The sequence below is a fragment of the Mesorhizobium sp. NPDC059025 genome (genome assembly GCF_042739655.1).
Classification (GTDB): Bacteria; Pseudomonadota; Alphaproteobacteria; order Rhizobiales; family Rhizobiaceae; genus Mesorhizobium.
In genome coordinates, this window is record NZ_JBHYIM010000014.1 from 1 (window position 1) to 15,210 (window position 15,210).

The following is a 15,210-nucleotide window of genomic DNA, read 5'->3' on the forward strand; positions in this document are numbered from 1 at the left end:
AGCCGGTGCGCGACACGATTGGCCCGTATGTTCAGCTCGCCATAGCTGATCTCTTCATCGTCGCAGATCAGCGCGATCGCATCCGGCGACCGCACTGCCTGGGCCTCGAACAGCTCATGGATGCAGGCGTCCTCCGCAAAGGCTGCCGCAGTGTCATTCCATTCCTCGAGAAGAAGCCGGCGCTCCTGCGGTCCAAGCAAGTCAATCCGGCCGACCGGCAGCGATTTCTGTCCAGGGTCGCAGCCGGCTCCCGCGAGAGCGAACAAATGACCCGTAATGATGTCTACCTGACTGGAATCAAGAAGCGCCGCACGGTAGAACCATCGAATGGCTCCGTCCCGTTCTCGGATCTCCAGGGTTAAACATCCGCCAGGCGTATCGAGCGCGTCACAGGGGTCGCCAGGCCCGTCGCCTTTCTGCGAGGCAATGACATTGACCGCCACGGACCAGGGACAGACAGTATGGAGAGATCGATTTGCGTCCAACTGCGGATAGCGGTTCACCAGATCGAGCGGGTAACTGCTACCGTTCTTGGCCAGAGCTTCCCGTTCAGCACGAACTGCGGCAATGACCTCGTCAAAGTTCGAAGCGAGACTGATACCCAACTCCATTGGGACGAGGCGTGCCAATGCCGGAGAGAGCAGAGGGGTGGGTATGCCAGCGTTCCAGCCGATCTGGAACTCCTGCGTCGTGCACACACGCGCAAGATAAATCCCCAGGCTTGCTGTGAGGTGATCTATCCGCAAACCTGCGTCAAGTTTGTCCAATGCTGCGCAATGTTGCCACGCCGTAACCTCCATGCCGGCATCCTCACGAGGATCGCGCTTTTGGAGGAAAGGCAGCCATGGCGAACTGAAACGCTCCAGTCGTTCCAGCCAGAATTCTTCCCGAACCGCCAGGGTCTGATGGACTTCCTGTAACGTGCGGCATTCAGCGTCGCTGAGAATGGGCAAGCTGTCGCCAATATTGAGGCCCAGATCGCATGCCAAAGCGCACGGGTCTGTTTTGGCGCCCCCGGCTTTCGTCAGTTTGCTGACGACAACGTCCTGGCTATGCGTCGAAATCCGCCAGCCAGCCGGGGCAATATCCAGCAATGTGCCCGGCACGGCTCCCGAATTTTTCTCCTGTACATCAAGCTGTCCCACACTGACGGCGATCTCAGGATGATAGATTTTCGCGCACGTCAGGGGATTCACCCGCCCGACACCATAGTCCATGGCACGGACCAGTCTGGATGCATCCTGCGCCGGACGATCCCAGCGAAAAAAGCCGGCCGCGTCCGGGCGCCTGTAGCGCGACGAAAACATTCGGTCTGAAGAACTTTGAGGACGCGCTTGCAGGCCTGCGCCGTTCAGCCCGGCAAGCAGAATGTCGAATCCTGCCTCGGCTTCCTGGTAACATTTGAGATTCAGGCTGATCGCGGTTTCATCGTCCGCGATGGCAAAGTGGCGCTGGACCAGAATGTCACCCGCATCGACCATGCCAAGCATCCGATGCCAGGTGACGCCATGTCGCGTTTCCCCTGACAATATCGCCCATGATGTCGCATGCCTGCCGGAGTAACGCGGCAACGGACTATCGTGATAGTTGATTGCTCCGGCTGACAGGCGCGCGAGCAGCGAAGCCGGCAGGACTTGTGGATTTACGATCGAGAAAAGCCAGCCCACCTCTTCGACGGACAGCCATTGATCGAGCTCTGGAACCGAGCCCAGCAGTTGAAGATTTTCACTCCTGGCCCAATTCGCGAAAAGATCATCGCAGGCAAGTACGGCCCGGATCCGATATCCTTCAATACGAAGGCGAAGCGCACAGTGGATCGCGAACGATCCACTGCCTACGATCACACAGGTGCAATCGACATCCATACAAACCTTGTCATTCCCGTGCTCGCATCGTTCCGCTTCGGTCAAAGTATTTCTCACAGATCTTTGACAATGCCGAAATATTCACAAAACACCCGATTCAAACAAACCGTTAATTGCAACAGTGTCGGAACACTGAGAATATAATTAATTATTTCCCCATAAATATTTCAAATTTTTGAGTGACATAATATTCAATACTCGGCGTATCTGATCCGCCAGTCACAAATTTTCTGCCACAAATTCGAAAAATGGTGCTGCCCGGCCACCATGGTGGCCGGGCGACGCCAGAGGACGATGCTTCGCGAACCGGGCATCTGCGAAGGTTCGACGACGGCCCGGGCCGTCACACCGTCGATGTTATGGTTTGGGGCCGGTTGCCCGCTTGAAGTGCTTAGAAAGGCGAGTCGGGATAGAAAAACTCCTTGGCATTCGACTTGTCGATCAGCACCGATGGCACGATGTTCTTGGCAGGCAGCTTCTCACCCTTCAGGCGCGCCTCGGCTGTCATCTTGACCGCGTCATAGATGAACTTCGGTGAGTAGCTGACATCGGCCTGGATGCGAGGGTCGGTTCCATCCATGATGACCTTGACCATGTCCTTGGCGCCAGCGCCACCGAAGATCACCTTGATGTCCTTGCGTCCGGCCTGATCGATTGCCTTGATGGCACCGAAGGCCATGTCGTCGTCAGCCGCCCAGAACGCATCGATGTTCTTGAAGCGGGTCAGGAAGTCCTGCGTCACCTTATACGCGTCGTCGCGGTTCCAGTTAGCGTACTGCGCATCCAACAACTTAATGTCCGGATGCTCCTTGAGCACTGCGTTGAAGGCATCCATGCGCTCGTTGTCGAGCGTCGTGGCGATGCCGCGAAGCGCGACGACATTGCCCTTGCCGTTGAGCTGCTTGGCTATGTACTCGGCGGGAAGTTTGCCGAAGGCGGTGTTGTCGCCAGCGACGTAAGCGTCCTGGATCGACGGGTCAGTCAGACCGCGGTCGACCACGGTGATATAGGCACCTTTCGCCTTGACGTCGGCGACCGGCTTGGTGAGGGCGGCTGACTCGAACGGGAAGACAACCAGCGCGTTGATCTTGTTCACGGTCGAAAGGTCGCGCAGCTGGTCTGCCTGCTCCGTCGCGTTGGCGGCGGTCTTGATGGTAACCTTCAGGTCGGGGTTTGCCGCCTCGAGTTCGGTCTTGGCCCGCGCGGCCCAATAGTTGATGCCGCCCATGAAACTGTGCGTAGCGGCCGGAATTGACACGCCAAGGTTGACCTTTTCGGCGGCCATGGCTGGCAACGCCATCAGGGCGGCGGCGGCGACTGTGGCTTTCAATGCGACACGTCTGCAAATCGCTTTCACTTTGTCTCTCCTTGAGTTTCTTTTATTGGTGGTGCTGTGGATCACGACCGCCGGTTCCGTTGTAATAGAGCGACGATGATGATGACGTAGCCCTGCACCGCCGCGTTCAGGTAGACGCTGATGATGCTGGTCAGATTTAGAATGTTGCTGATGACGGACAGCAGAATGGCACCGACCACTGTACCGGCGATCGAGCCAGCTCCGCCCTTCAAAGCGGTGCCCCCGACAATGACGGCAGCGATCGCCTCCAGCTCCCAAAGCAAGCCGGTTGTTGGCGAAGCCGAACCGAGGCGTGGCACGTAAAGCAGCGTCGCTATGCCAACACACATGCCTAGCAGCATGTAAGTCTTGAGCTTTACCCAGTCCACGTCAACGGCGGCATAACGGGCTACCTGCTCGTTGGAACCAATTGCTTGCACATAGCGGCCATAAGCAGTGCGGTTCAGGATCAGCGCGCCGGCAAGCGCTACGCCCACGAACACCCAGACAGGGATCGGCAAGCCAAGGAAGTAGCCGTAATAGACAGGCGCGTAGAGGTCTGCCAGCGCGTTATCAAGCGTGATCGCACCGCCGCCGGAAAAGTAGGTCAGGTAAGCTCGGTAGATCCCGAGCGTGCCGAGTGTAACGATGAACGGCTCGATGCGGCCTTTCGTGATCAGCAGACCGTGGATCATGCCGAAGAAGCCGCCGAGAACGACCGCGGAAACCGCGCCGATGAGAACGGCCAGCAATGGCGATCCGACATGCTGCCCGGCCCAGTTTATCAGCATGATGACGCAGCCGGCGATCAGCGCCGCCATCGAACCGACCGAGAGATCGATGCCCCCGGAGATAATGACGAAACACATGCCGACGGCGATGATGCCGATGAAGGCGGTGCGGGTCAGCACATTGAGAATGTTTTCGGTCGTAGCGAAGTCACCGTTCAGGGAGGTGCCGACAATGCAGAGAAGGATCAGGCCAGCAAGTGGCCCATAACTCTGGATCCGATCGCGCCAGGCTGCCGCCTTGGACTGACGTGAGCGCGTTGCGTCCGTGGCGTCTTTTGCGGTCTCAGGCGTCGACATGTGCGGTCCCCGTGGCGTGTGCGATCAGTTCCTGCTCAGTCAGCTTGTCCCCGTGCACTTCTGCAGAGAAATGCCCGGCGCGCATTACCACCACGCGATGAGCGAGGCCGATCAACTCGAGCAGCTCGGAAGAGATGATGACAACCGCCAACCCCTTTTCGGCCAGCCGGTTGATGAGGTGATAAATGTCTCGCTTGGCGCCGATATCGACGCCGCGCGTCGGCTCGTCGAGCACAACCACTTTAGGCTCGGGATGCAGCACCTTGGCCAACGCCAACTTCTGCTGATTGCCGCCGGACAAGGCTGATGCCTTGTTGCGGAGCGTGCCGGTACGGATGCCGAATTCATTCACCGCGACCTCCAGGGCGCGGTCTTCACTTGCTGGCTTAAGCAGCGGATTCGCGTAACGCTCCAGCGCCATCAGGGTAAGGTTTTCGCGAAGATGAAAGTTGACGTGCAGGCCTTTTCCCTTGCGGTCCTCGCTCAGATAGGTGAGTCCGTGGTCGGCCGCTTCGCGGGGCGAGCGGAAGATGACGTCCTTGCCAGCCAATTGGACTTTGCCGCTTGCCTTCCGCAAGCCGAGGATACCCTCGAAGAGTTCGGTGCGGCCGGCGCCGACCAGCCCGGCAAATCCGAGGATTTCGCCGGAGCGGACTTCGAAGTTGATGTTCGAGGCCCAACCCGGGACAGAAAAATCCCTGACCCGCAGCATCGGAGCGGTTTCAGCGGGCACTGGCGCGCGGGGCGGATAGAGATCACTCACCTCACGCCCGATCATCATGTTGGCCATGTGCCTGCGCGTGATATCCTTGGTGGGCGAGCGTCCGACGAAGCGTCCGTCGCGCATGACGATCACCTCATCGGTAATGCGCTCCACCTCATCCAGTTTATGCGAAATGTAGATGATGGTGACGCCGTTGTCCCGCATCTGGTCGATCAGCTTGAACAGCCTGCCTGTCTCCGAGGGGGTCAGGGTGGCCGTCGGCTCATCCATGATCAGCAGCCGGGCATTGCGTGCCAGCGCCTTGGCGATCTCGACCAACTGTTTCTCGGCCACGATGAGACGGCTGACCTTCGTTGCCGGATCGATGGTCAGCCCAACCTGCCCGAGCACGCCGGCCGCGGCCGCATGCATCGCCTTGTCGTCGAGCAGAAGCCCGCGCCTTATCTCATGACCCAGAAAGATGTTGTCGGAGATTGTCAGGTCGTCGGCGAGATTGAACTCCTGATGGATCATGACGATGCCTTCGTCCTCCGCCTTGCGCGAACTGGCGAAGGTCACGGGCTTGCCGTTCACCCGGATTTCGCCTGATGTCTGCGGCTGGTAACCAGCCAGGATTTTCATCAGCGTGGATTTGCCGGCTCCATTTTCGCCGAGCAGCCCGTATACCTTGCCCGGTTCGAGCGCGAAGCTGATGCCGTGGAGAACACGCACGGCACCGAATTCCTTGACCACATTGTCGAATTCGACCGCCAGGCCGGCTTGAGCGGAAGTATTCATTGCATAGTCTCCCCATCTCGCAAGGATTCCCGTACCGCCAGTACGCCGGCGCCGATCGTCCCGGCGTCGCTGACGAAGGGAAGCGGCGCGACTTCCAGATGACGTGCCGACAATGCGGTCGAGCGCAGGTTGACGCGCTGGCGGATGGCGGCGAGAAAGAGTGGGCCGAGGTTGGCCATGCTCCCTCCGACAAAGACGTGCGACGGGTTGAAGAAATTGACCACGGACGCCAGCATCTGTCCGACAAGGCCACCGGCACGGATAATGATCCGGTCGGCGGTCGGGTCGCCGGCCCGGCTTGCCTCGCGCAGGGCTTCCGCTCCAATCTCACCATGCCTTTCCATCCACGCTTTCAGGAAAGGACTTTCACCACGCCGCACAGCCTCATGGGCCAACTCCGCTATTGCCGGACCTCCCGCCATGGCTTCAACGCAGCCGCGATTGCCGCAGGTACAAAGGGGACCGTTTTCGTCGACGCTGATGTGGCCGACATCACCCGCCGAACCGGTGTGTCCGCGATAGATTTCGCCGCTGCAGACAATGCCACAACCTATACCGGTGCCAACCTTGATGACCAGGAAGTTGCGGTGCTGGCGGCGCAGACGCCACAACACGCCGAGTGCCATCACGTTGACATCGTTATCGATGTAGCAAGGTGCAGCCGTGAAGTCGCGCATGTAGTCGCGGATGGAGAAGCTGTCCCAATTGGGCATCAGCGGCGGGGTGACCAGCTGGCCGGTGGCGAAGTTCACCGGCCCGGGAACACCCATTCCAATCGCAAGAAGCGAGCCGTCGCCGCCATGTTGCCTCAACAGAGCCGTCAGGTTGGTGCGAACACGCGAGAGCACTGCGCCGGGCCCCTCGCGAACATCGGTTGCTTCTCGGTGGCGGGCAACGACGCTCATGTCCGGTTTGAGCAACGCAATATCCATGCCCTTTGCACCGATATCGATCCCCGCAACAAGCCCCAGATCCGGATGCAATCTGAGGGCTTGAGGTCGACGGCCACCTGTCGACGGCCTTTGTCCAGTCTCCTCTACCAGACCCTGTGCGACCAGTTCTGCGATCAGCCCATTTGTCTTGCTGCGCGATAGACCAAGCAAGGTTGCCAGGCCTTGGCGCGAGCTGCCGTACATCCAGAAGGCGCCTTCCAACAGGTGGCGTTCGCGACGGCTTAAATTTCTCCAGGGGATTGGAATGCCGACCCTCCCTTGTCGACAAGCCACAGACTTAGAACAATCCTTTCGTATATGAGTAAAACTTACAAGGCCAATCTTCGGCCAGATTAAAGCCGAAGTTTCGATCGGTTTCACCCCATCGATGGATTTGCCACGGCATTCTGCAGGCTTGCCGGAAGGCACAACTGTTTGAGTTCCTTGGCGGTCGCGGGCGCCCAGGCAAGGAGCGCTGCATCCGAAATTGCCCCATTGCCCTTGCGACCCGGACAAGCCTGAAGCGGTGAGACGGGATTGAAATTGCATCCGGCTGCCTCAGGAAGCCTGTGCGGTGAGCGCGAATGAACAATGCCGAAGGAATGAAGGCTGCTGTATTCAGCGGAGGCACGTGGTTGGCAACGAAATTCCGGAATTGGCGCACCGATCGCCACAAGGTCGATGAATGATGGTTCCGAAGCAACCTTGCCGCCGGAGACCTGCGAGGCGGCAGCTTCCAGCGCGCGGCTTTTGCGGGTTGGAAGCATGGCGGTGAGCAGCGCCTATGGACAGCGATGCGTCATCTGGGGAGTTCGATTTTCCTGCGGTGCCGGCTGCAGCGGCAGACCTCGCCTTGATGCGCTGCCTGTGGTCAGCCATCGCCAGATCATAGGCTGGCAACGCCCTGCCGTCAGATGCAGTGCCGACCATTCGGGAAAATGTGCGCCAATTCCGGGCGCGACATGCGCGGCCATGCGCGCACATGCCCCACATCGAGATGAACGAAGGGAGATCCTGAAGTCGAATAGTAGCCGGACAATAGAAAATTTGGATCAACGTTTGAAATGAGGACGCAAAGCGGACGCTTCAAGCACTACCGCCAATTCTACGGTCTGGTCATTGGTTTGACTCATACGACTACGCAACATTTTGCGTTCGTCTCGTCTCAACGTCCCGCTTGCGCGAAGATCGCATATCTTTAGCCCCCCACTTCGTTAATCTGTTTTGGCTTGAAGCCCTCTTTTCCCATTGCAGCCCATAGTTCCCGCGCCCGTTCGCTCTCTTCGTTTTTGAGCTTGTTCGCCATCCAGAGCAGCGCGCCATAGATTATGGCGCGATCGTCATTGGTCAACTCAACGATGCCGGCTTTGACGACGAGACCGCCGAGCTCAATGAGCTGTTTCGTACGCTTCCGGCGCTCGACCTGCCATGCGCGCATGTCAAGCCGCGCCAGTGCCGCCTGTCGGCGATTGCGTGCCGCCCGGTTGTGTCGGAGCGCCGCCAGTATCGCGGTCAGATGGTGTTGCAGGCCGCCGTGATCCGCCACGAAAGAAGGCGGCACCACGCCTGGCCCATGCCTCCCGCTTGGTGACATCCTTCGTCTCGGCCAGCACTAGCAGTGCACCGGCGAGTTCTTCGGCGCTGAAACTGTCGCCACCGGTGGCAATCACCAGTTCGCCCAGTTGCTGCACCTTGCGTGTTTTGATGTATTTTGCCTTGTCCTCCAGCGCCTTCAGTTCGCTGTCGTAGTCACGTGGCTTACGCATGCGGCGATCTCCTTCCTTGCGGCAAGCTGCCGATGAAATGAGGGTAACCGAGCGGCTCGCAAAAGGCTGCCATGTCACTAAGCCGGTCTGGGACACGCCGGTCCATCCCGAGATTTTTTCGAGGGAGGGCGCGCTTATACGTCGTTCCGACGTGCGCTCGGATGTGCTGATGATCAGGGCGCGATGGCGATCTATCATCTTCACGTCAAGGTCATTGGCCGGAAGAGCGGCTCAAGTGCGGTGGCGTCTGCTGCCTACCGGTCGGCCTCGCGACTGCGCGACGAGCGGATCGAACGCAGCCATGACTTCTCTGCCAAACGTGGCGTCGTCCATTCTGAGGTGCTGTTGCCCGATGGTGCACCCGAGCACTGGCGTGGTCGTGAACGGCTCTGGAACAATGTCGAGGCCTTCGAGAAACGCATGGACGCGCAGCTTGCTCGCGAGGTGGAATTCGCCCTGCCCCGCGAGTTGAGCCTGGCCCAAGGTATCGAACTGGCTCGCGACTTTGTGCAGGCGCAGTTCGTCGAGGCCGGCATGATCGCCGATCTCAACGTGCATTGGGATATCGGTGAAGATGGTGTGGCGAAACCCCATGCCCATGTCATGCTCACCATGCGCTCGGTCGACGAGAACGGATTTGGTCCCAAGGTGCGGGACTGGAACCGCACGGAGATGATCGGGCGCTGGCGCGAACGCTGGGCCGAGCTTGCCAATGAGCGCTTGGCCGATCTCGATATCGACGTCCGCATCGACCATCGCAGCCTGGAAGCACAGGGCATCGCGCTGGAACCTCAGAGCCAGATCGGTGCATCGGCACAGCGTATAGAAGCCGAGGCTGTCGACGTTGCCGACCGCGCCGAACTGCATCGCGAGATTGCGCGCAACAATGGCGCGCAAATCCTCGCCAACCCCGCTTTGGCATTGGACGCCATCACACAGCAGCAATCGACCTTTACGCGGCGCGACATGGCAATGTTCGCGCACCGCCATAGTGATGGACTGGAGCAGTTCAACGCGGTGATGAACGCATTGGGAAGTTCAGCCGACCTGGTCGAACTCGGCAGCGACGGCCGCGGCATGGAGCGCTTCACAACACGCGACATGATCGCGGCCGAACAGCGTTTGCACGCAGCAGCGGAACGCATGGCCGAACGCGAGCGCCATGCGGTCAGAGATCGGGATCGAGATATAGCGCTGGTGCGGGCCGAGGCGAACAGTCTAAGACTGTCGGGCGAGCAGCAGGATGCGCTCACCCATATCACCGATGGGCGTGATCTTGCGCTCGTGATCGGCCATGCCGGAACGGGAAAGAGCGCGATGCTCGGCGTGGCACGCGAGGCATGGGAGGCCGCCGGCTACCGCGTCCGCGGCGCCGCCCTTTCCGGCATTGCCGCCGAGAATCTCGAAAGTGGATCGGGTGTATCATCGCGCACCATCGCCAGCATGGAACATGGCTGGTCGAACGATCGTGATTTGCTCTCCTCGCGCGATGTGCTGATCATCGATGAGGCCGGCATGGTCGGCACGCGCCAGTTGGAGCGCGTACTGTCCCATGCGGCCGCAGTTGGCGCGAAAGTCGTTCTGGTCGGTGACCCGCAACAGTTGCAGGCCATCGAGGCGGGCGCCGCATTGCGCGCGATCCACGAACGTCATGGCGGCGCTGAAATCGGTGAGGTGCGGCGTCAGCGCGATGGCTGGCAACGCGACGCCACACGCGACCTCGCGACGGCCAGGATTGGCCATGCACTTGAAGCATACCGTTCTCACGACATGGTGCACGAGGCGGCAACGCGCGAGCAGGCCAGACAGGATCTGATCGAGCGTTGGGACCGCGAGCGGCAGCGACAATCAGGCCAAAGCCGCATCATCCTCACGCACACCAATGATGAGGTTCGCATCCTCAACGAGGCAGCGCGTGATCGCATACGCGAAGCAGGCGATTTAGGTGACGAGGTCCGTGTCACCGTCGACCGTGGCATGCGCCACTTCGCCAGCGGCGATCGCATCATGTTCCTGGAGAACGATCGCGGGCTTGGCGTGAAGAACGGCACGCTCGGCACCATCGAAAAGGTCGACACGCGGACCATGACGGTGCGCACCGACGACGGCCGTTCTGTCTCCTTCGACTTCAAGGATTATGATCGCATCGACCATGGTTATGCGGCAACCATCCATAAGGCGCAGGGCATGACGGTTGATCGCACTCATGTGCTCGCCACATCTGGCATGGATGCGCATGGCACCTATGTCGCCCTGTCGCGCCATCGTGACGGTGTAGATCTCCATTACGGCAACGATGATTTTGCCAATCCGGACCGGCTCGCGCGCACGCTGTCGCGCGACCGCGCCAAGGATATGGCATCGGATTACGAGACGGCGGATCCGGCCCGGCTCTATGCCGAACGGCGCGGCATTACCTTCACCGAACGTGTCGCTGAGATCATAAGGCGCATCCTGCCGGAAAGGCTGCGCGACCGCATCAGCGGCTTGCTCTCGCCGAGCCAGGAAAGTCGGCGCGAGCCGATAAGAGAAGATGTAGGCGAAGAAGCGCGCCGTGACATTGCGAAGCCGAACGTTACCGCGTCGCAAGATCCGGAAGCGGTGATGCGCAAAGCCCGCACAGATGCCCTCACCCGCCATGCCCGCGCCGTCGACGCAATTGTCATCGCTGGAGAAACGAACGACAGGGTCAGTCCCGAGCGCATGCGCGACCTCGACAAGGCGCGCCAGGCCTTCGACAAGGTGCGGCCGCATGGTTGGCGCGATGCCGAGGCGGCTTACGTCAAACATCCAGAACTCGCTCACGAAGCGGCCACAGGCAAGGTCAATCGCGCCATTCGCGCGCTGCAACTCGAAACGGAAATCCGCAACGAACGCAGCAACGATGCGAGCCTCGATCTGAACGCCAGAGCCGCGCGCTTCGTCGAACGCTGGCAAAAGCTCGATCAGACCAGCCAGCGTCAGTACCGGGCCGCTGACATGGCCAGCTATCGGGCGACCCGCTCACAGATGGGCGACATGGCTAAAAGCCTCGAACGCGATCCGCAGCTTGAATCTATCCTTGCCAACCACAAGAAAGCGCTCGGCATCGGGATGGAAACCGGCCGCCGTCTCGGTGCCGAGCTCGCCTTCACGCACGGTATCGATCTCGGCAGGGGACGTGGCATCGGACTGTAAGCCGTCCGATTTACAGCCGGCGCTTCGCTATGACAGCACCCTGAAATTACGCGCCTTGCGGGCGTGCAAGGTCCTGCTCATCTGGTTTCCATCGCAGCCAGAGACATCCAGTAGCAGGCAGGACGACCATGCGAGAACCAGACCGTATCATCCGTCTCAGATCCGTTCTGTCGCGGACGGGGCTTACCCGCTCCACCCTCTACCGCAAGATCGCCGAAGGCTCCTTCCCGGCTCAGATCAAGATCAGCGTCAATGGTGCTGGGTGGCATGAATCCGAAATCAATCGCTGGGTTGAAGATCCGGTTCGTTGGAGGCGGAAAGGTGGAGCTGACGGTTAGACGGTTCAATCTCATTGAGGTCGGTCGTCCCCGACAACGAGTCTTGCGTCACCCGTCGCTTGACCGACGCGCAAGGCGAACGCCTACGCCACCGCCGTTTAGCACGGCTTTGCCCTCCGTCACGCGCCCGCGGTTGTTGGCGGGAGCAGCTGCGGCGCGCAGGACACGGCCATTCGACGTCTCGACGCGGCAGAGCCAGTCGAGCGAGGCTCCGCAAGACGACCCAACAGTTCGACTGTGCAAGGAGTGGCAGAAGGCTCGCAAGTATACACTGGCGCGGGAGGCTGACGTTGGACGAAAAGTTTCTCACCCCCGAGGAAGTCTCGAAGCGCTATCGCGGTGGCGTTTCGGTTGGAACGCTTCGGAACTGGCGGGCGATGAATATCGGCCCATCCTTCGTTAAGGTCGGCAAAGCCGTCCTCTGTCCAGTCGACGAGCTTGAAGCGTGGGACGAAAGAATAGAGTGAGCTGCCGTGCAGCAAGGCGACTCCCTGAACGCACCGATGATCACCCGTGATGATCACGAGGAACATGCCCCACTCACCGGCACCAGCTTCAACTCGATCCAGAGAAGTTGGCGAATTACCAATATGATAATAAACTTGGGAGACTGCTGCACAAACACCCGCGCTAAGAACCGCCGGCAGTCCAACGCAGCAGGCCATTCCAAAGCTTGCCGTAGTGCTCCCACCCTAGAAGTTGCGGCGACGCCCAGTCTTGGGCGCAATCCGTGGCGTACGCAACGGCCCTGCCATCACCGTAACTGCCGACAGCAATGATTGGGTCACCTCGCTCGGATTTCACCAGCACTGTGGCACCGGCCTTCGCAGTCAGACGATTGTAGCCGAAGACGTGCGGCCATTCACGTGGCAAACCGTCAACAATCGGATGCCTCAGCGCGGGATCGAGCGTGAGATTCACCCCCTCCGGGATCTCCACACGATCATCATAGGGCTGCATCGTCACCGGCAAAAGCTCTTCGATAGGCGTGTCCTTATAGCGCGCCTTGGCCTGGAAGCCGGTAAAGCTGAAATATCCGCCAATCATGATGAAGCCACCTCCGGTGGCCACGTACTGTTCTATGAGCTTCAGGGAATTCACCGTTCGGTTGAGGTAATCCGGGTGAAGCAGCATCGTGTTCGATCCGATGTCGCTGAGGATTACCACGTCGTATCGCCGGATGCCTTCGATGGTAGATGGGAACTGCTCGTGCACGATGTGGCAGGCGACATGCGTGAAACGGTGGCCCTGTGCCTCGAACAGATTGCGAACCGGCGTCGCGAACTCCGTGTAGCGCGTGAGCTCGAGCGCATCGAGACCTTTGTGCTCTATCATATGGACGATGTTGGTCTCGCCGACAAACAGAACGGAAAGCGACTCCTTGTTCATGGCCCCTCGATTATCCTGCGGTGATGAAACTAGCCCTTGACGGCTCCGCTGGTGGTGCCCTGAGCGATGTACTTCTGCACGAAGAAGCCGACGATGATGATCGGCAACATCGTCACCGTGGCTGCGGCGCTGCTTTTGCCCCAGTCGCCCGCCATCTCCCCGGCGAGCTTCGAGATACCGACCGGCAGCGTGTAGGTGTCGAGCCGGGTGAGCTGTAGGACGAATAGCAGCTCGTTCCAGGAGTACTGGGCACACAGCACCGTGCATGCGGCAATGCCCGGGAGCACCATCGGCACGACGATGAACCAGAAGGTCTGCATCTTGGTGCAGCCGTCGACCGTGGCCGCGTCGATGATCTCGGAGGGGAGTTCCTTGAGGATACTCATGAACAACCAGATCACGAAAGCGAGGTTCAGGGACGTGTGCGCGAGAACCGGACCAAGATACGAACCCTGCAAGTCGAGCAGGTAGAGCATCGAGGAGAGCGGGAGCAGCATGGTGATCGGCGGGATCATCTTTACCCATAGAAAGATGTTTGCAATCTTGCCGGCTTGCTTGAGTCCGAAATACACCAATCCGTATGCGGCGAAGAGCCCGAAGACAATCGACAGCAATGTCGTCATGCTGGTGATGGCAATCGAGTTCCTGTAGTAGGCGAGATAGTCGTCCGTGAGGAAGATCTTGCGATAGTTCGACAGCGTCGGCTCGAAAACGAGCGATGGGGGATTCTTGAAGATGTCGAGCCTGCGCTTGAACGAGTTGAGGACGACCAGGACGATCGGCACCGCGGACCAGAGGCCGAAGAGGACAAGCACGGCATACTTGGTCACCGACCGGACGGCGCGGCCAACCGTCATCGCGCCACCCTCGCCGGTGCGTTCTCATCATTGAAGAAGCGCATCAGAGGCGTGAACACGATGGCGAGCAGCGCCATCATGAAAAGCGAGATGGTAATGGCGTATCCTGTGGCGTGGTAGTCGAAGCCCTGCCGGAAGGCGTAGATGCTGAGCGACAGCGTCGAATCGGCCGGCCCGCCTTTGGTGAGGCCGAAGATGATATCGAAGACACGAAAAGCATCCATGCCGCGAATGATCGTGATAACGATAAGCACGCGCACGATCAGCGGCAGCGTTATCTGGATCAGCGTGCGGATCGGTCCGGCGCCGTCGACCTCCGCCGCCTCGTAGATTTCCTTCGATATTGAGGACAGGCCTGACGTCACGACCAGAAGTACGAAGGGCGTCGTCTGCCAGACGTCGACGACAACGATGCTGAACAGCGCCCAGCCCGGCTGCGTCAGGCCGCCGAAGACGTGGTCGAGGCCGACCAACCCGAGCAGGTAGTACACGAGCCCGTAGGAGGGATCGAGCATGTGCGTCCAGATCAGCGCGATGATGATCGGCGAGACGAGCAGCGGCATCGTGTAGACGGTGCGGAAGAAACTCGCGAGGCCACTCGGGATGGTCATCAGCATGACCGCGATCAGCGTGCCGATGACCAGCTCGAGCGCGAGCGCGGACACCGAGAAGACGATCGTCGTAACGAGTGCCTTTATGGCTTGGCGGTCGCCGAAGAAATGGAGGTAGTTATCGAGGAAGATGAAGCGCGCGGAAGCCTCCGCTCCAACCTTGTAGTCGAAGAAGCTCATGACGACCGCGTAGGCGAGCGGCACGATCATGGCGATGAACACGACAAGCGCGGCGGGCGCGATTAGCAGTACCCCCAGGGTGCGATCGCTTCTAAGGTGGTTTGATCGGCCGGATATCACCGTGTTCGCCTTGTCGAGATTTGAACCGGGAGGGACGTGCATTTCAATCG

At 59.7% G+C, this 15,210-nt stretch carries 13 protein-coding genes and 1 pseudogene; 3 read left to right on the forward strand and 11 right to left on the reverse strand.

The features are described 5' to 3' along the window. From ACFWYE_RS25760 to ACFWYE_RS25795, 8 genes are all read right to left on the reverse strand, one after another. Positions 1-1,910 (reverse strand): formyltransferase family protein (locus ACFWYE_RS25760; RefSeq protein ID WP_379115039.1); only part of this gene is annotated, 1,910 nt, incomplete at its 3' end. Between the two features lie 346 nt (positions 1,911-2,256). Beyond that, positions 2,257-3,222 (reverse strand): substrate-binding domain-containing protein, encoded by a 966-nt coding sequence (locus ACFWYE_RS25765; protein WP_379115040.1) that lies wholly within the window; start codon positions 3,220-3,222, stop codon positions 2,257-2,259. Between the two features lie 41 nt (positions 3,223-3,263). After that, complete coding sequence (locus tag ACFWYE_RS25770; RefSeq protein ID WP_379115041.1) at positions 3,264-4,289, reverse strand: ABC transporter permease; 1,026 nt, start codon at positions 4,287-4,289, stop codon at positions 3,264-3,266. Next, entirely contained in the window at positions 4,276-5,790 is a 1,515-nt protein-coding gene (locus ACFWYE_RS25775) for a sugar ABC transporter ATP-binding protein (protein ID WP_379115042.1), read from the reverse strand. Before ACFWYE_RS25775 ends, ACFWYE_RS25770 begins: the two co-directional genes overlap by 14 nt. Then, entirely contained in the window at positions 5,787-7,271 is a 1,485-nt protein-coding gene (locus ACFWYE_RS25780) for an ROK family protein (RefSeq protein WP_379115043.1), read from the reverse strand. Before ACFWYE_RS25780 ends, ACFWYE_RS25775 begins: the two co-directional genes overlap by 4 nt. 361 nt (positions 7,272-7,632) lie before the next feature. Then, positions 7,633-7,812, reverse strand: coding sequence for a DUF882 domain-containing protein (locus tag ACFWYE_RS25785; RefSeq protein WP_379115044.1), 180 nt, complete (start codon positions 7,810-7,812; stop codon positions 7,633-7,635). Between the two features lie 108 nt (positions 7,813-7,920). Then, positions 7,921-8,160, reverse strand: coding sequence for a conjugal transfer protein TraD (locus ACFWYE_RS25790; protein WP_379115045.1), 240 nt, complete (start codon positions 8,158-8,160; stop codon positions 7,921-7,923). Between the two features lies 1 nt (position 8,161). Next, positions 8,162-8,488, reverse strand: a complete 327-nt coding sequence (locus ACFWYE_RS25795; protein WP_379115046.1) for a conjugal transfer protein TraD — start codon at positions 8,486-8,488, stop codon at positions 8,162-8,164. Between the two features lie 183 nt (positions 8,489-8,671). On the opposite strand from ACFWYE_RS25795, the gene traA reads away from it, so the two are divergent. The 3 genes and pseudogenes from traA (at position 8,672) to ACFWYE_RS25810 (ending at position 12,520) form a co-directional block, all read left to right on the forward strand. Continuing rightward, positions 8,672-11,665 (forward strand): Ti-type conjugative transfer relaxase TraA, encoded by a 2,994-nt coding sequence (gene traA, locus ACFWYE_RS25800; protein WP_379115047.1) that lies wholly within the window; start codon positions 8,672-8,674, stop codon positions 11,663-11,665. A gap of 128 nt (positions 11,666-11,793) precedes the next feature. After that, positions 11,794-12,003 carry a helix-turn-helix transcriptional regulator gene (locus ACFWYE_RS25805; protein WP_379115048.1) on the forward strand — a complete coding sequence of 70 codons (210 nt, stop codon included), beginning with the start codon at positions 11,794-11,796 and terminating at the stop codon, positions 12,001-12,003. A gap of 290 nt (positions 12,004-12,293) precedes the next feature. Beyond that, a pseudogene (locus ACFWYE_RS25810) lies at positions 12,294-12,520 on the forward strand (helix-turn-helix transcriptional regulator). A gap of 113 nt (positions 12,521-12,633) precedes the next feature. Here the strand turns inward: ACFWYE_RS25810 and ACFWYE_RS25815 are convergent. From ACFWYE_RS25815 to ACFWYE_RS25825, 3 genes are read right to left on the reverse strand one after another with little or no spacing between them, the layout of a single operon-like run. Beyond that, a complete protein-coding gene (locus ACFWYE_RS25815; RefSeq protein WP_379115049.1) occupies positions 12,634-13,392 on the reverse strand; it encodes a glutamine amidotransferase in 759 nt (252 codons plus the stop codon). Positions 13,393-13,421: 29 nt separating this feature from the next. Beyond that, positions 13,422-14,249: a carbohydrate ABC transporter permease gene (locus tag ACFWYE_RS25820; RefSeq protein WP_379115050.1), complete on the reverse strand. Its 828-nt coding sequence runs from the start codon at positions 14,247-14,249 to the stop codon at positions 13,422-13,424. Then, the gene (locus ACFWYE_RS25825) at positions 14,246-15,202 is read right to left on the reverse strand and encodes a carbohydrate ABC transporter permease (protein WP_379115051.1); all 957 of its coding nucleotides are present in this window, start codon (positions 15,200-15,202) and stop codon (positions 14,246-14,248) included. Before ACFWYE_RS25825 ends, ACFWYE_RS25820 begins: the two co-directional genes overlap by 4 nt. Between the last annotated feature and the right edge of the window lie 8 nt (positions 15,203-15,210).